This window comes from Streptomyces sp. NPDC087859 (assembly GCF_044742595.1).
Classification (GTDB): domain Bacteria; phylum Actinomycetota; class Actinomycetes; order Streptomycetales; family Streptomycetaceae; genus Streptomyces; species Streptomyces canus_F.
In genome coordinates this window covers 235,727-251,968 of record NZ_JBIUUU010000008.1, presented here as the reverse complement: position 1 = coordinate 251,968, position 16,242 = coordinate 235,727, and the positions used below count along the sequence as shown (strand labels likewise).

Here is a 16,242-nt window from a genome sequence, read left to right as displayed (position 1 = left end):
CCTGGCCGCCGGTGATCATCGCGTGTTACGAAGAGACATGCCTGCTCTCGAGGGACACACGTACGACGCCGTGATCGTCGGCGGGGGCCACAACGGCCTCGTCGCCGCCGCCTACCTGGCCCGGGCCGGACGCTCCGTCCTGGTCCTGGAACGCCTCGACCACACCGGCGGCGCCGCGATCTCCAGCCGGCCCTTCGCCGGCGTCGACGCACGGCTGTCGCGCTACTCGTACCTGGTCAGCCTGCTCCCGAAGAAGATCGTCCGGGATCTGGGCCTCACGTTCCGGGTCCGTAAGCGCACCATCTCCTCGTACACCCCCGTCGAACGCGACGGACAGCCCACCGGCCTCCTGGTGGGCGGCGGCGAGCGACGCACCCGCGAGGCCTTCGAGCGCCTGACGGGCGGGAAGCGCGAGTACGAGGCCTGGCAGCGCTTCTACGGGATGACCGGCCGTGTCGCCGAACGGGTCTTCCCGACCCTCACCGAACCGCTGCCCACGCGGGACGAGCTACGGCACCGGGTGGACGACGAGGAGGCCTGGCGGACGCTGTTCGAGGAGCCGATCGGCGTGACGGTGGAGGACCGTTTCGCCGATGACCTCGTCCGGGGTGTCGTCCTCACGGACGCCCTGATCGGCACTTTCGCCGACGCCCACGACCCCTCGCTGAAGCAGAACCGCTGCTTCCTGTACCACGTGATCGGCGGCGGCACCGGCGACTGGGACGTCCCCGTCGGCGGTATGGGCGCCCTCACCGACGCCCTGGCCGCCGCCGCGCGCGACGCTGGTGCCGTCATCGCCACCGGGCACGAGGCGGTGCGGATCGCCACGGACGGTCGTATGGCGGAGGTCGCGTTTCGGACGACCGAGGGGGAGGGGACGGTGGCCGCCCGGCACGTCCTGGTGAACGCCTCCCCGCAGGCACTGGCGGACCTGACCGGCGATGAGCCGCCCGCCCCCGCGGAGGGCGCGCAGCTCAAGGTGAACATGCTGCTCAAACGGCTGCCCCGGCTGCGGGACAGCTCCGTCGATCCGCGCGCCGCGTTCTCCGGCACCTTCCACATCGCGGAGGGGTACGAGCAGCTCGCCACCGCCTACGCCCAGGCCGCGGCCGGTGAGCTGCCCGCGGCCCCGCCCTCGGAGATCTACTGCCACTCGCTGACGGATCCGACGATCCTCGGCCCGGAGCTGGTGGAGCAGGGGTACCAGACGCTGACGCTGTTCGGCCTGCACACGCCTGCGCGGCTCTTCGAGGAGGACAACGACGGCGTCCGCGAGGAGCTGTTGAAGTCGACGCTCGCCCAGCTCGACGCCCAGCTCGCCGAACCGCTGGCCGACTGCCTGGCCGTCGACGCGGAGGGGCGGCCCTGCATCGAGGCGAAGACACCGCTCGATCTGGAACGGGATCTGCGACTGCCCGCAGGGAACATCTTCCACCGGGACCTGTCCTGGCCGTACGCCCAGGAGGGAGCCGGGCGGTGGGGCGTGGAGACACGGCACGGGAATGTGCTGCTGTGCGGGGCGGGTGCCGTGCGTGGGGGCGGGGTCAGCGGGGTGCCGGGGCACAATGCGGCGATGGTGGTGTTGGAGGGGGCGGCCGGGGGCTAGGGCTGTCCGGCGGATCATGCCGGCGTCGCGGAGTCCGGCACGCGCATCTGCCGCGTCGACAAGTGCCGTTGCTCGCAGCCGGCCTGATCCGTCGGACAGACCCTGGGCGGGGGGTGCTGACGGGCGCCTTCAGTCGGCGGCCGGAACCCACCCCACGGCTGCGATCCGTTCGGCGTCGCTCGAGCGCGTCTCGTCGAAGAGGACGCCGTCGGCGGCGCCCACGCGCAGTCCGTCGACGTACGCTCCACGGCCCACGTACAGCCGGTCGGTCGTGTACCGCCAGCGCAGGGCCAGTTGACGGTGCGTCGGAAGATCCGCCGTGAGGCGGTGCCATACGCGGCCCGACCAGCCGGTGAGCGTGCCCGTGGGATGCGTCTCGGCGGGTCGTGTGGTGGTGAACGGGACCGGCTGCCAGGTCGCCCCGCCGTCCGTCGTCCCCTCCAACGCGAGGGTGTCCGCCTGGGGTTCGGTGTCCCACCACAGTGCGCACCGCAGCCGAGCGCCGCCGGACGACGTGTCGAGCGGCGGCAACGTGAGCGTGGCCGTCGTGGCGCTCGCCATGCCGGAGAACCAGGCGCCGCGGCCGTACCGCGGGCGTACCGGAACAGCGCGCGCCAGGTTGTTCGCGGCGGCCACCCGGGGAGCGGAGCCGGAGCGCCAACTCCGCACCGGGTGGACCGAGTTGCCCAGCGCGATCAGGAACGAGTCCGTCGTCGGGTCGAGGACCAGCGACGTGCCGGTGAAGCCCGTGTGCCCGGCCGTGCGCGGTGTCGCCATCGCGCCCATGTACCAGTGCTGGTAGAGCTCGAAGCCGAGCCCGTGTTCGTCCCCGGGGAACGCGGTGTTGAAGTCGGTGAACATCAACTCCACGGACTCGCGGCGCAGGATGCGGGCCCGGCCGTAGGAGCCCCCGTTGAGCAGTGTTCTGCCGAGGACCGCCAGGTCCCAGGCGCAGGAGAAGACGCCCGCGTGGCCCGCGACTCCGCCCAGGCTGAACGCGTTCTCGTCGTGCACCTCACCCCACACCAGTCCTCGGTCGAGGCCGGACCAGGGCTTTCGCGCGTCCTCCGTCGCCGCGATCCCCGGTTTCCAGGAGGCGGGCGGGTTGTAGCGGGTGCGACGCATGCCGAGCGGGGCGGTGATCTCGTCGTGGAGGAGCGTGTCCAGGGTGCGGCCGGTGATCTTCTCCAGGACCAGCTGGAGGGAGATCAGGTTGAGGTCGGAGTACAGGTACTTCGTACCCGGCGGGTTGAGCGGTGCCTCGTTCCAGATGAGCTGGAGCTTCTGCTCGTACGTCGGCGCGTTGTAGAGCGGGATCCAGGCGCGGAACCCCGAGGTGTGCGTGAGGAGCTGCCGGATCGTGATGTCCCGCTTGCCGGCGCCGCCGAACTCCGGGAGGTACGCGGCGACCGTGCCCTCCAGCTCCAGCGCGCCCCGCTCGATCTGCTGGACCGCCAGGATCGAGGTGAACAGCTTGGACACCGAGGCCAGGTCGAAGACGGTGTCCTCGGCCATGGGGATCCGGTCCTCGGGCGGGAACTCGACGCCGGTGTCGGTCTTCTCGTCGTACGCCGAGTAGCGCACCGCCATGCCGATCGGCCGGTGCAGCGCCACGGTGTCGCCGCGGCCGGCGAGCAGCACGGCCCCCGCGTACCAGGGATGCTTGGGGGAGGGGGCGAGGAACGTCTCCGCGTCGGTGACGAGTTGGCGCAGGTGGGCGGCGAGGAGGCCGGCCTGCGCCGGGGTGCCGTGGCGCAGTGTGCTGCGGCCGGTGGACGCGGCCGCGGGCCCGGCGGGGAACGGGGCGATGGCCAGCGCGCCCCCCAAGGCGAGGGCTCTTCGCGTGATGTGACGGTGGGTCAGTCCGGTGGACACCTCATCAGTCATCGTGGAACTCTAACCCGGCGACCAAATCTGACGGAGCATCAGAAAACCTCTTCCGTCCTCCGGAGGACTGCGGCATCCTGCGCCCATGCAGACGGAGCTGAGCAAGAAACTGGGAGTCGAGCACGCCATCTTCGGCTTCACGCCGTTCCCCGCCGTCGCTGCGGCCATCAGCCGGGCCGGCGGCTTCGGCGTGCTCGGCGCGGTCCGCTACACCGCCCCCGACGATCTCAAACGCGACCTCGACTGGATCGAGGCCCATGTCGAGGGCCGGCCGTACGGGCTGGACGTCGTCATGCCCGCCAAGAAGGTCGAGGGGGTGACCGAGGCCGAGGTCGAGGCCATGATCCCCGAGGGGCATCGGCAGTACGTCAAGGACACCCTGGCCAAGTACGGCGTGCCCGAACTGGCCGAGGGGGACGCGTCCGGCTGGCGGATCACCGGGTGGATGGAGCAGGTCGCCCGCACCCAGCTCGACGTCGCCTTCGACTACCCGATCAAGCTGCTCGCCAACGCCCTCGGCTCACCGCCCGCGGATGTCGTGGAACGCGCCCACGACCGGGGCGTACTCGTCGCCGCGCTCGCGGGCAGCGCCCGGCACGCCGTCAAGCACAAGGAGGGCGGCATCGACATCGTCGTCGCCCAGGGCTACGAGGCCGGCGGACACACCGGTGAGATCGCCTCGATGGTGCTGACCCCCGAGGTCGTCGACGCCGTCGGCCCGCTGCCGGTACTGGCCGCCGGCGGCATCGGCAGCGGACGGCAGGTGGCGGCCGCGCTGGCGCTCGGCGCCCAGGGTGTGTGGCTGGGCTCGCTGTGGCTCACCTGCACCGAGGCCGAGATGTCCTCGCCCGCGGTGACGCGGAAACTGCTGGAGGCCGGCTCCGGCGACACGGTCCGCTCGCGTGCCCTGACCGGGAAGCCCGCACGTCAGCTGCGGACCGAGTGGACGGACGCCTGGGACGACCCGAACGGCCCCGGCACCCTGCCCATGCCCCTCCAGGGCCTGCTCGTCGCCGATGCCCTCACGCGCATCCAGAAGTACGAGGTCGAGCCCCTGCTCGGCACCCCCGTCGGACAGATCGTCGGCCGGATGAACAGCGAACGCAGCGTCCAGGCCGTCTTCGACGACCTCACCCGCGGCTTCGAGCAGGCCGTCGACCACGTCAACCGCATCGCCGGAAGGAGCGGCCAGTGACGAGCACACCCCCGCCCGGCTTCTGGGCCCAGGCCACCGCCGACCCCGACCGCACCGTCCTCGTCGCCCCCGACGGCGAGAAGTGGACCGCCGGCCGGCTGCACGCCGCCGCCAACCGCCTCGTCCACGGTCTGCGCGCCGCAGGGATGGAGCGCGGGGACGCCTTCGCGGTCGTCCTGCCCAACGGCGTCGACTTCTTCACCGCCCATCTCGCCGCCACCCAGGCCGGTTTCTACCTCGTCCCGGTCAACCACCACTTCGTGGGCCCGGAGATCGCCTGGATCGTCGCCGACTCCGGCGCCAAGGTCTTCCTCGCCCACGAGCGCTTCGCCGGCCCCGCCCGCCAGGCCGCCGACGAGGCCGGCCTGCCCGCCACCCACCGCTATGCGATCGGCGAGATCGAGGGCTTCCGCCCGTACGCCGAACTCCTCGAAGGGCAGCCGGAGTCAGCGCCCGGGGACCGCACCCTCGGCTGGGTCATGAACTACACCTCGGGCACCACAGGCCGCCCCCGCGGCATCCGCCGCCCGCTGACCGGCAAGCTCCCCGAGGAGGCCTACCTCGGCGGCTTCCTCGGCATCTTCGGCATCCGGCCGTACGACGACAACGTGCACCTCGTCTGCTCGCCGCTCTACCACACGGCGGTGCTCCAGTTCGCGAGCGCGTCGCTGCACATCGGTCATCGCCTGGTGCTGATGGACAAGTGGACGCCCGAGGAGATGCTCCGGCTGATCGACCAGGAACGATGCACCCACACGCACATGGTCCCGACCCAGTTCCACCGCCTGCTGGCGCTGCCGGGGGACACCAAGGCACGCTACGACGTGTCCGCCATGCGGCACGCCATCCACGGCGCCGCGCCCTGCCCCGACCACGTGAAGCGGGCGATGCTCGACTGGTGGGGACCCTGTGTGGAGGAGTACTACGCGGCCAGCGAGGGCGGCGGCGCCTTCGCCACCGCGGAGGACTGGCTGAAGAAGCCGGGCACGGTCGGAAAGGCCTGGCCCATCAGCGAGTTGGCGATCTTCGACGACGACGGCAACCGTCTGCCGCCCGGTGAACTGGGCACCGTGTACCTGAAGATGAACACCGGCGGCTTCTCGTACCACAAGGACGAGACGAAGACGAAGAAGAACCGCATCGGCGACTTCTTCACCGTCGGTGATCTCGGCCTCCTCGACGAGGACGGCTATCTCTTCCTCCGCGACCGCAAGATCGACATGATCATCTCGGGTGGGGTCAACATCTATCCCGCCGAGATCGAGTCCGTCCTGCTCCAGCACCCCGCGGTCGCCGACGCCGCCGCCTTCGGCATCCCGCACGACGACTGGGGCGAGGAGGTCAAGGCGGTCGTGGAACCGGCCCCGGGCCACGAACCCGGACCCGACCTGGCCGCCGACGTCCTCGCCCACTGCGTCGGCCGGCTCGCCGGCTACAAGTGCCCCAAGACGGTCGACTTCATCACCGAGATGCCCCGCGACCCCAACGGCAAGCTGTACAAGCGACGGCTGCGGGACCCGTACTGGGAGGGCCGGGTCCGCCCGGTGTGAACCCCTGTAAGAAGGGTTCCCCGAACCCGACGGCGCCGTCCGGCTCTCGCCGGAGAGCCGGACGGCGCCGGGTCCGGCTACGCCCTGGTGACGTGGGACTCAGCGTTCGCGCACATGGACCACCTTCAGTCCGGGCGACGTCAGGATGTCCTTCTCGCAGAAGCGCGACGTCACCCACTTCTCCTGGGAGTACAGCCGGGTCTGGTCGCTGTGGTGCGGCGAGTTCGGGTTCGAGGACTGGGAGTACGACAGGAGGGTGCGGGCCACCGGGCAGCGGCTGCCGTCCCAGCCGACCGCCTGGATGTAGCTGGAGCCGGTGGTCACCTCCGTGTAGCCCCCCTGAGCCGGGTCCCACACCGGCTCGACCTTGTTCCAGACGCCCAGGGACTCGGTGCCGCCCGAGACCGCGATGCGCTGACCCTTGCGCACGACGAACTGGTGCTGTCCGAGAGGGGAGTTCAGCGCGATGCCCGCCGCCCGCAACTCGGTGACCGCGTCCGCCAGGGCCGTGGCGAAGGCGGGCGACGCCGTGTTGAGGGTGTTCGGTGTGTGCACCGGGTCGGCGGCCGAGAACGGCACCTTCCACAGCTGGGCCGCCGGGATCTTCCGCCACAGCCGGTCGAAGAGCAGCGCGCCCCGGCTGTCGGTGTTCACCGTACGGTCCCACGTGGCGAGCACCCCACAGGCCGCGCTGACATCAACGGCTGTGCCGCCACTGCCCGTTGCGGTACCTCCCGGCAGCGCCGCGCACGCCTTCGCCGCGTCGGCCGCGGCCAGGTCGCCCGCGGGCACCCGGTTGGCGAACTGCTGCGCCTGCAGGTCCCGCACGGTCAGCCGACCGCGCTGTGCCATCGCCGACACGTCCTCGATCGCGCCCCGGGTCCGCAGCGACCGCTGGGTGCCGATGGTGCCGAAGACCCGCTCGTACCCGGTCAGCGGCCGGTCGGCGTTGGCGAGCCAGGCGCTGTCGTTGGAGTTCTCCGCGTACGCGGCGTCCTTGAGTGTCGGCATCTTCGCCGGACCGAAGACGCCCGGCTGCACGGCGTCGGGATCGGAGCCGGGCGCGCAGTCGCCACGCGAGCCGTCGAGGATCGCCAGCCCGGCGGAGGGATAGGTGACCTTGCCGAGCGGTGTGGAGCAGCGCTGGGCCAGCTCGTCGGTGATCCGGGGGAGCACCTGGGACTGGGTGAACAGGGTGTGGCCGCCCGAGTCGGCGGCGACCGTGTTCACCCACGGCAGCCCCTGGGTGCGCTGGAGCGAGCCGAGCACCTCCGCCGTGGAGCGCGCCTTGCTGAAGCCGAGGGCGGTGTCGGAGGCGCGCAGGTTGGCGGCGTTGGGATCGTTGAGGGCGTACGCCGTCGTGCTGGACCAGGGCAGGGGCAGCGAGGCGCCGAACGACGTGACCACGGGTCCGTACCGGGTCCACCACTGCGTCCGTGTCACCGGGACGCCGTCCTTCACCCGGACGGTCACCGTGCGCTTGGTCATCCTCTCCGGCTCGCCGTCCACGAGGTAGGCCGTGGGGTCGGCCGGATCCAGCGTCAGCTGATGGAGGTTGAGGGGGACGCCGGTCGCGACGGTGTGGCTCCAGCCCACCTTCGCGTTGTGGCCGATGGAGACCGTCGCGGAGCCGAGCAGGGAGCCGCCGGAGACGTTGAGTTCGCCGGGGATCGTCTGCTGCGACTGCCAGAAGCGACGGCCGCCCTGCCAGGGGTAGTGGGGGTTCCCGAGCAGCAGCCCGCGGCCGTCGGCGGTGGTCGTGCCGCTGAAGGCGACGGCGTTGGAGCCCATGTCGGCGGTGTCGGCGGCCAGCAGTTCCCGGGCCGCGCGGGCGGTGTCCTGGGCGTCGGGCGCGGCCGTGGAGGTCGTGGTGGGCGGCTGGGCGGCGGTGATGCCGTCCACGCCACGCCCCTGCCCGCCGAGGACGGCGAGCGCGAAGCCGCGCGCGGCCACGTCGAGGGCCGTCACCGGGCGGACCCAGGCGGCGCCCTTGCAGGCGGGGTCGGTGACGCGGTTCTGCTCGAGCCAGGCGTTGTAGCCGGCCGCGAAGCCCCGCATCAGGTCCTTCGCCTGGCGGCTCGGCCCCCGCGGTGCCGGTTCGGCGAGCAGCTTCTCGACCGTGCGCGCCTCCCGCACGCCCTGGAAGTAGAGGTCGCTGGAGAGGTTCCTGGCGGCCGAGGAGAGCGAGAAGTCGGGTGCCGCGTCGGGCCCGAAGTACCGGGAGCGTTCCCCGCGCACGGTCACGAAGCCGTCGGCGAGCGTGCACACCTGGTCGGCGGCCTGCGCCCAGCCGGTGCCGAAGCCGAGGTCCGTGTAGTTCTTCGCGAGGATGTGCGGGATGCCGTACTCGGTGTAGCGGATCGTGGCGGACAGGCCGCCGTGCGAGGGGTGCTGCTGACGGTTCTGGCCTTCGGCCGCGGCTGCCGGCAGCGCGGCCGTGGCGGTGAGCAGGGCGACTGCCGCGACGAGTATGCGTCTGAGGCGGGTGCGCATCGTGCCTCCCAACGTCATTGAGGGAAGGGGCGGTTGAGCGTACCAACGGGTATGTGTCCTCGACCCGTGCTTGACCTCCCGCGGTGAGGGACCGAGGATCATGTGTCATGACGCCTGGACACGGCAGCACGGTTGACGGGGTGCTGCGGCGCAGCGCCCGGCGCACCCCGGCACGGGTCGCGGTGGAGTACGGCGACCGCTCATGGACGTACGAGGAACTGGACGAGGCCGTCTCGCGCGCGGCGAGCGTCCTGCTCGCCGAAGGCCTGTCGCCGGGCGACCGGGTCGGCGCCTTCGGCCGCAACTCCGACGCCTACCTCATCGCCTTCCTCGCCTGCGCCCGCGCGGGCCTGGTGCACGTCCCGGTGAACCAGCACCTGACCGGCGAGGACCTGGCGTACATCGTCCGCCAGTCGGGCAGCGCGCTCGTCCTCGCCGATCCGGACCTGGCGGACCGCCTCCCGGACGGCGTACGCACCTTGCCGTTGCGCGACGCGGACGACGCGCTGTCGGCCCGGCTGGAGTCGGCGCCCGCGTACGACGGGCCCGAACCGCGCGGCGAGGACCTGGTCCAGCTGCTCTACACCTCGGGCACGACGGCGCTCCCGAAGGGCGCGATGATGACGCACCGCGCCCTGGTGCACGAGTACCTGAGCGCCATCACCGCACTGGACCTGAGCGCGGGCGACCGTCCCGTGCACGCCCTCCCGCTCTACCACTCGGCGCAGATGCATGTGTTCCTGCTGCCGTACCTGGCGGCCGGGGCGACCAACATCATCCTCGACGCGCCCGACGGTGACCGGATCCTCGACCTGATCGAGGAGGGCCGCGCGGACAGCCTCTTCGCGCCGCCGACGGTGTGGATCGGCCTGTCGAACCGCCCCGACTTCAGCACCCGCGATCTCGGCGGACTGCGCAAGGCGTATTACGGCGCGTCGATCATGCCGGTGCCGGTCCTTGAGCGACTGCGGGAACGGCTCCCGAAGCTCGCCTTCTACAACTGCTTCGGGCAGAGCGAGATCGGCCCGCTGGCCACGGTCCTGGCCCCGGACGAGCACAAGGGCCGGATGGACTCGTGCGGCCGGCCGGTGCTCTTCGTCGACGCCCGCGTGGTCGACGAGGACGGCAAGGAGGTCCCCGACGGCACACCGGGCGAGATCGTCTACCGCTCACCGCAGTTGTGCGAGGGCTACTGGGACAAGCCCGAGGAGACCGCCGACGCCTTCCGCGACGGCTGGTTCCACTCGGGCGACCTCGCGGTCCGCGACGCCCACGGCTACTTCACGATCGTCGACCGTGTGAAGGACGTCATCAATTCCGGGGGTGTACTGGTCGCTTCACGCCAGGTCGAGGACGCGCTCTACACCCACGACGCCGTCGCCGAGGTGGCGGTGATCGGCCTGCCGGACGAGCGCTGGATCGAGGCGGTGACGGCTGTCGTCGTCCCCCGCGAAGGGGAAGAAGTGGAGGAGGCCGAACTCATCGCTCACGCACGCGAGAAGCTCGCCCACTTCAAGGCGCCGAAGCGGGTGCTGTTCCTGGACGAGCTGCCCCGGAACGCGAGCGGGAAGATCCTCAAGCGGGAGCTCAGGGACCGGTTCGCCTAGCGGGGACGCAGATCCACGATCCGGCGGATCTTGCCCACCGACCGTTCCAGCGACTCGGGTTCGACGATCTCGACGGTGACGGAGACGCCGATGCCGTCCTTGACGGCGGTGGTGATCGCCGACGCGGCCGCTTCCCTCGCCTCGGGGGTGGCGCCGGGGCGGGCCTCGGCACGTACGGTGAGGGCGTCGAGGCGGCCTTCGCGGGTGAGGCGGAGCTGGAAGTGCGGTGCCACGCCGGGCGTCCGCAGGACGATCTCCTCGATCTGGGTGGGGAAGAGGTTCACGCCACGCAGGATCACCATGTCGTCGCTGCGGCCGGTGACCTTCTCCATACGGCGGAACACGCGTGCCGTGCCCGGCAGCAGCCGTGTCAGGTCCCGGGTCCGGTACCGGATGACGGGCATCGCTTCCTTGGTGAGCGAGGTGAAGACCAGCTCGCCCTTCTCGCCGTCCGGCAGCACCTCACCGGTGAACGGGTCGACGACCTCCGGGAAGAAGTGGTCCTCCCAGATGTGCAGCCCGTCCTTGGTCTCGACGCACTCCTGCGCCACTCCCGGACCGATCACCTCGGACAGTCCGTATATGTCGACCGCGTCGATCGCGAACCGTTCCTCGATCTCCTGGCGCATCCGCTCCGTCCAGGGCTCGGCACCGAAGACGCCGACGCGGAGCGAGGTGCCGCGCGGGTCGATGCCCTGGCGCTCGAACTCGTCCAGCATCGTCAGCATGTACGACGGGGTCACCATGATGATGCCGGGCTTCAGGTCCTGGATCAGCTGGACTTGACGGGCCGTCATGCCGCCGGACGCGGGGATGACCGTACAGCCGAGCCGTTCGGCGCCGTAGTGGGCGCCGAGGCCGCCGGTGAACAGGCCGTAGCCGTAGGCGACGTGGACGATGTCGCCCGGCCGCCCGCCCGCCGCCCGGAGGGAGCGGGCCACCATGTCGGACCACAGGGAGAGGTCGCCCTCCGTGTACCCGACGACCGTCGGGCGGCCGGTGGTGCCGCTCGAGGCGTGGATGCGGCGGATGCGGTCCTGCGGTACGGCGAACATCCCGTACGGGTAGTTCTCGCGCAGGTCCGCCTTGGTGGTGAAGGGGAAGCGGGCGAGATCGGCGAGGGACCGGCAGTCGTCGGGACGGACACCCGCTTTGTCGAAGGACTCCCGGTAGAACGGCACATGGTCGTACGCGTGCCGCAGAGACGTCCGCAGCCGCTCCAGCTGGAGCGCCCTCAGCCCCTGCGCGTCGAGTCGTTCCCCCGCGTCCCACAGCTCCGTCGCGTCCGCCACCGGAACGTCTCCTTCACCAATCACGGCAATACGGGCGACCGATCATTCGGTCGAGTTCCTGGGGATCAGTAATCCAGGCCACCGGCGATCAAGCAAGGGGTCGGCCCGCACTTTCTCGACGCGCCGCCTCCGCATCGGGCTCCGGCAGGGAACTCCGTTGCGACGGGGACGCGGGACGGTGAGGATCAGCGCCATGCCGACCTTCACCTCGTACGACGGGACCGAACTCGCCTACCACCTGAACGGTGAGGGGCCGCCCCTCGTCGTCCTGCCCGGCGGACCCATGCGCGCCTCCGTCTACCTCGGTGACCTGGGCGGCCTCGGCGCCCACCGGCGACTCGTCCTGCTCGATCTGCGGGGCACCGGAGCCTCCGCGACCCCCGCTGATCCGGCGACGTACCGCTGCGACCGGATCGTGGACGACGTGGAGGCGCTGCGGGTCCACCTGGGACTGGCGGAGATGGATCTGGTCGGGCACTCGGCGGGCGGCAGTCTCGCCATGCTGTACGCCGCCCGGTATCCGGCACGGGTACGGCGGCTCGCGCTGGTCACGGCCATTCCGTGGGCGCTGGGCATGCCGGTGACGGACGAGGACCGGCTGGCCGCGGCTCCGCTGCGCAAGGACGAGCCGTGGTACGAGGAGGCGTTCCCCGCGTTCGCGGCCTCGCTCGACGGGACCGGCGGCTACGACCCCGTGTTCGCGCCCTTCTTCTACGGCCGCTGGGACGGGGCCGCCGCGGCGCACGACGCGCGCGGGGACGAGGAGTTCAACGACGAGGCGGCAGACGCGTACGGATCGGCCGGCGCCTATGACCCGCCCGCCGCCCGGGAGGCGCTCGGGCGGCTGGACCGTCCGGTGCTCGTGCTCGCGGGGGAGGTCGACAACGCCCCCCGGCCCGAGCTCGCCCGCCGTGCCGCGGACGTGTTCCCGCACGCCGAGCTCGTGGTGCAGCCCGGTGCCGGGCACTATCCGTGGCTGGACGACCCGGAGTGGTTCGTACGACGGATCGTCACGTTCCTCGGGGCGCCGCTGCCCTCGGCAGGGTAGGGACGTTACTTCGCGTACGCCCTCATGAACCGGTCGCGGAACGTGTCCATGCCCCACTCGGGCGCGTTCCCGGCGGGCTTGAGGCCGTCCGTCCAGCCCCAGTCGGCGATCCGGTCGAGGATCTTCGGGTCGCGGGCCACGATGGTGATGGGCACGTCCTTGTTGGTGTCACCCCCGGTGACGGTCGGGACGGGCTGGTGGTCGCCGAGGAAGACGAGGACCGTGTCGTCGTCGCCGTAGCGCTCGACCCACTCGGTCAGGCTCTGCAGCGAGTACTCGATCGCCTTGCGGTACTCCGTGCGCACGGACTTGGAGCTCTTCCAGACCTCCTTGGGGTCCGTGCCCTCCTTCTTGATCTGCTCGAAGACCGAGCCGTCACCGAGCTGGTCCCAGTCGACCATGCGGGCGATGGGGGACCAGGGGTTGTGGCTGGAGGCCAGGATGATCTCCGCCATGATCGGGTCGCGGTTCTCCTTGCCGTGCTCCAGACGCTCGAAGGCCTCCAGGCTGAACTGGTCGGGCACCGGCGTCCAGCTGAAGTAGGGGCCGTTGTAGCCGAGGTGCGTGGAGTCGTAGATGTGGTCGAGGCCGAAGTACTTGCCCTCGGGCCAGGCCTTGCGCACCCCCGGCACGATACCGACCGTGCGCCAGGCGCCGGTCTTCTGGAAATAGCTGGTCAGGGTCGCGCGGTCGCCACCGGTCAGGCTCCGGTAGCGCTGCTGGTTCTTGACCCACAGGCCGGACAGGAACGTCGAGTGGGCGAGCCAGCTGCCGGCGCCCGTCACGGGCGACCGGAGCCAGCCGCTGCGCGAGGCGAAACCGGCGGCCTTGAGCCTGCTGTTGCCCTCCTGGAGGGCCGCGTCGATCTGCGGGGCCATCGCCGGGTCGTCGATGGCGACCCGGCCGTAGCTCTCGATGAAGGTGAACAGGACGTCCTTGCCGCGCAGCCCGGTGAGCAGCTGGTCGGGCGGGGTCTTGGCGAAGGCGTCGACGGCGGCCTTCTTCTCGAACTCCTGGGCGTCGAAGATGCCGTCGCGCACCTGCTGCACCCGGTTGGCGACGAACTGCGTGTTGCCCTTGGTGGCGAAGGGGACCCCGCCGAACTGCACGCCCAGTGTGAAGCAGACGATCCACACGATGCCGAGGACGAGCGTGCTGCGCAGCGCCACGGGACGGTGCCGGACCAGGAGGTTCGTCAGCCGCACCACCGCGAGCGTGCACAGGGCGAGGACGGCGACGGCCAGCACGATGGCCGCGGTCACCGCGAGCACCTGTCCCGAGCGGCCGAACGACTCCCTGACGAAATCGGTCGCGTCGTCCAGCAGGATCCAGTCGAAGACCAGGTCGAAGGGGCGGGCCAGGGTCTGGCGGAAGCCCATGTCGAGGAACTTGACGATGGTGAACAGCCCGATGAACACGCCCGAGACGACGGCCGTGACGCGCCGTGCCCGCCTCGGCAGCGCGAGGAGGAGGCCCGCGAGGAGGATCGCCTCCACGGGCAGGCGCAGGAACGCCTGGACGTTCATCCGGTCGAGGCGGTTGGGCATGAGCAGCGCCCCGAGCACCAGGGCGGCGGCGAGGACGGTCGTGCCGATGGTCACGCCGCGCGCGGTACGGGGGAATCGGGTCCGCCAACCGAACCAGCCGGACTTCTCCCTGACCTCCTCGACCGACTGCTGCCCCGTCTCCTGGTCGTCCGTCTCCGCACCGCCCTCGGTGGCTTCCGGCAGCTGACGAGAGCGAGGTGTGAAGAGCGACACCCGGCGGTCCTTCCGTACGGTCTTGCGATGGCATGCCAACAGGGCCCTGTGGCCGAGCCTGCCACCACCAGTACGTCCGCACGTCACCTTCGGTTCAATCCCCCGGGACCGAAACCGAGGAAAAGCCGAGGAAGGGACCGGGAAATCACCCGTCCGCCCGCACCGCCACCGCCCGTGCCCACCGGTAGTCGGCCTTCCCGCTGGGGGACCGCTGGATGGAGTCCTCGATCACCAGCTGACGCGGGACCTTGTAACCCGCGAGCCGGCTGCGGCAGTGCGTGCGGATGTCGTCGAGGGACGGCCGGGGCGCGCCCTCCCGCAGCTGTACGACGGCTGCCACGTGGTGGCCCCACTTGGCGTCCGGCACCCCGGCCACCAGTGCGTCGTACACGTCGGGGTGGGACTTGAGCGCCTGCTCGACCTCTTCGGGGTACACCTTCTCGCCGCCGGTGTTGATGCACTGGGAGCCGCGGCCGAGGACGATGACGACGCCCTCCTCGTCCACGGTCGCCATGTCGCCGAGCAGCACCCACCGCTCTCCGTCCTTCTCGAAGAACGTCTCCGCGGTTTTCCGCGGGTCGTTGTAGTAGCCCAGCGGCACATGGCCGCACTGCGCGACGCGGCCCACCTCGCCCACGGCGATCGGCTCGTGCGTGGCCGGGTCGACCACCTGTGTACGGGAGTTGACGCGCACCCGGAAGCCGCGCTCGGGGCCGGCGTCATCGGTGGCCGTGCCGTTGAAGCCGGATTCCGAGGAGCCGAAGTTGTTGAGCAGCATCACGTTCGGGACGAGCTCCAGGAACTGCCGGCGCACGGTGTCCGACATGATCGCCCCCGACGAGGACACGCTGAACATCGACGAGGTGTCCGTGCCCTTCATGGGGCCCTTGAGGGCGTCGATCAGCGGCCGCAGCATGGCGTCCCCGACCAGGGACATGCTGGTGACCTTCTCCCGCTCGATCGTCCGCAGCACGTCCTCGGGTGAGAACTTGCGGTGCAGTACGACCCGTTGGCCGAAGTTGAAGCCGATGAAGGCGGTGAGCGTGGAGGTGCCGTGCATCAGCGGGGGAGTGGGGAAGAAGGTGATCCCCGAACCGCCGGCCGCGACCCGCTCGGCGAGCTCCTCGGGCTTCTTCACCGGCTCGCCGGTCGGCGCCCCGCCGCCCATTCCCGAGAAGAACAGGTCCTCCTGACGCCACATCACACCCTTGGGCATCCCGGTGGTGCCGCCGGTGTAGATGATGAACTGGTCGTCGCCGGAGCGCTGCGGGAACCCGCGCTCGGGGGACCCGGCGGCCTCGGCGTCCGTGAAGGCCACGGCGTCCACGCCGGGCACGGGGTCGCCCACGCGCACCAGGTGGCGCAGCTTCTCGGTCAGCGGCAGCGCGGCGGCCACCCGGTCGGTGAGCTCCGCGTCGAAGACCAGTCCCACCAGATCGGCGTCCCGGTAGAGGTACACCAACTCGTCCTCGACATAGCGGTAGTTGACGTTCACCGGCACGGCCCGGGCCTTCAGGCAGCCGAGCGCGACCTGGAGGTACTCGATGCCGTTGTACATGTGCAGCCCGACGTGCTCACCCGGCCGTATCCCGCTGTCGATCAGATGGTGACCGATGCGGTTGGCCGCCGCGTCCAGCTCCGCGTACGTCAGCCGGCGCTCCGCACCCGTGCCGGGGACGTCGATGTACACCAGCGCCTCGCGGTCCGGGACCACGTCGACGACCGACTCGAACAGGTCGGCAAGGTTGTACTCCACCGCTCCTCCTGACCTCGCTCCGCACCGGTTGCCGGTCATCAGAGCAAA

General features: G+C 70.9%; 10 protein-coding genes. 5 read left to right on the top strand and 5 right to left on the bottom strand.

What is annotated here, in order from left to right; genetic code table 11:
• The first annotated feature begins 37 nt into the window (after positions 1-37).
• Positions 38-1,606 carry a phytoene desaturase family protein gene (locus tag ACIOHP_RS21275; protein ID WP_401889625.1) on the top strand — a complete coding sequence of 523 codons (1,569 nt, stop codon included), beginning with the start codon at positions 38-40 and terminating at the stop codon, positions 1,604-1,606.
• 129 nt (positions 1,607-1,735) lie between these two features.
• Here ACIOHP_RS21275 and ACIOHP_RS21270 read toward each other — a convergent pair whose 3' ends face one another.
• Entirely contained in the window at positions 1,736-3,493 is a 1,758-nt protein-coding gene (locus tag ACIOHP_RS21270; protein ID WP_401889623.1) for a serine hydrolase, read from the bottom strand.
• 85 nt (positions 3,494-3,578) lie between these two features.
• Between ACIOHP_RS21270 and ACIOHP_RS21265 the strand changes: the two genes are divergently transcribed.
• Both ACIOHP_RS21265 and ACIOHP_RS21260 read left to right on the top strand, forming a co-directional pair.
• The gene (locus ACIOHP_RS21265) at positions 3,579-4,688 is read left to right on the top strand and encodes a nitronate monooxygenase family protein (protein ID WP_361544225.1); all 1,110 of its coding nucleotides are present in this window, start codon (positions 3,579-3,581) and stop codon (positions 4,686-4,688) included.
• Positions 4,685-6,238, top strand: coding sequence for an acyl-CoA synthetase (locus ACIOHP_RS21260; RefSeq protein ID WP_401889620.1), 1,554 nt, complete (start codon positions 4,685-4,687; stop codon positions 6,236-6,238). Before ACIOHP_RS21265 ends, ACIOHP_RS21260 begins: the two co-directional genes overlap by 4 nt.
• Before the next feature lie 99 nt (positions 6,239-6,337).
• Here ACIOHP_RS21260 and ACIOHP_RS21255 read toward each other — a convergent pair whose 3' ends face one another.
• Positions 6,338-8,731 carry a penicillin acylase family protein gene (locus tag ACIOHP_RS21255; RefSeq protein WP_401889617.1) on the bottom strand — a complete coding sequence of 798 codons (2,394 nt, stop codon included), beginning with the start codon at positions 8,729-8,731 and terminating at the stop codon, positions 6,338-6,340.
• A 107-nt stretch (positions 8,732-8,838) separates the two neighbouring features.
• Between ACIOHP_RS21255 and ACIOHP_RS21250 the strand changes: the two genes are divergently transcribed.
• Positions 8,839-10,338: an acyl-CoA synthetase gene (locus ACIOHP_RS21250; RefSeq protein WP_401889615.1), complete on the top strand. Its 1,500-nt coding sequence runs from the start codon at positions 8,839-8,841 to the stop codon at positions 10,336-10,338.
• Here ACIOHP_RS21250 and paaK read toward each other — a convergent pair.
• Complete coding sequence (gene paaK, locus ACIOHP_RS21245) at positions 10,335-11,630, bottom strand: phenylacetate--CoA ligase PaaK (RefSeq protein WP_401889613.1); 1,296 nt, start codon at positions 11,628-11,630, stop codon at positions 10,335-10,337. The genes ACIOHP_RS21250 and paaK overlap by 4 nt on opposite strands.
• 193 nt (positions 11,631-11,823) lie before the next feature.
• Between paaK and ACIOHP_RS21240 the strand changes: the two genes are divergently transcribed.
• Positions 11,824-12,678: an alpha/beta fold hydrolase gene (locus ACIOHP_RS21240; RefSeq protein WP_401889610.1), complete on the top strand. Its 855-nt coding sequence runs from the start codon at positions 11,824-11,826 to the stop codon at positions 12,676-12,678.
• A gap of 5 nt (positions 12,679-12,683) precedes the next feature.
• Here the strand turns inward: ACIOHP_RS21240 and ACIOHP_RS21235 are convergent, their stop codons facing one another.
• Positions 12,684-14,438, bottom strand: coding sequence for a sulfatase (locus tag ACIOHP_RS21235; protein ID WP_401889608.1), 1,755 nt, complete (start codon positions 14,436-14,438; stop codon positions 12,684-12,686).
• A gap of 145 nt (positions 14,439-14,583) precedes the next feature.
• Complete coding sequence (locus tag ACIOHP_RS21230) at positions 14,584-16,194, bottom strand: acyl-CoA synthetase (RefSeq protein WP_401889606.1); 1,611 nt, start codon at positions 16,192-16,194, stop codon at positions 14,584-14,586.
• Positions 16,195-16,242: the final 48 nt, after the last annotated feature.

Excerpts from the sequence above, each read along its gene's own strand:
- ACIOHP_RS21250 (WP_401889615.1), top strand. The coding sequence starts at position 8,839 with ATGACGCCTGGACACGGCAGCACGGTTGACGGGGTGCTGCGGCGCAGC.
- ACIOHP_RS21265 (WP_361544225.1), top strand. The coding sequence starts at position 3,579 with ATGCAGACGGAGCTGAGCAAGAAACTGGGAGTCGAGCACGCCATCTTC.
- ACIOHP_RS21240 (WP_401889610.1), top strand. The coding sequence starts at position 11,824 with ATGCCGACCTTCACCTCGTACGACGGGACCGAACTCGCCTACCACCTG.
- ACIOHP_RS21270 (WP_401889623.1), bottom strand. The coding sequence starts at position 3,493 with ATGACTGATGAGGTGTCCACCGGACTGACCCACCGTCACATCACGCGA.
- ACIOHP_RS21275 (WP_401889625.1), top strand. The coding sequence starts at position 38 with ATGCCTGCTCTCGAGGGACACACGTACGACGCCGTGATCGTCGGCGGG.
- ACIOHP_RS21255 (WP_401889617.1), bottom strand. The coding sequence starts at position 8,731 with ATGCGCACCCGCCTCAGACGCATACTCGTCGCGGCAGTCGCCCTGCTC.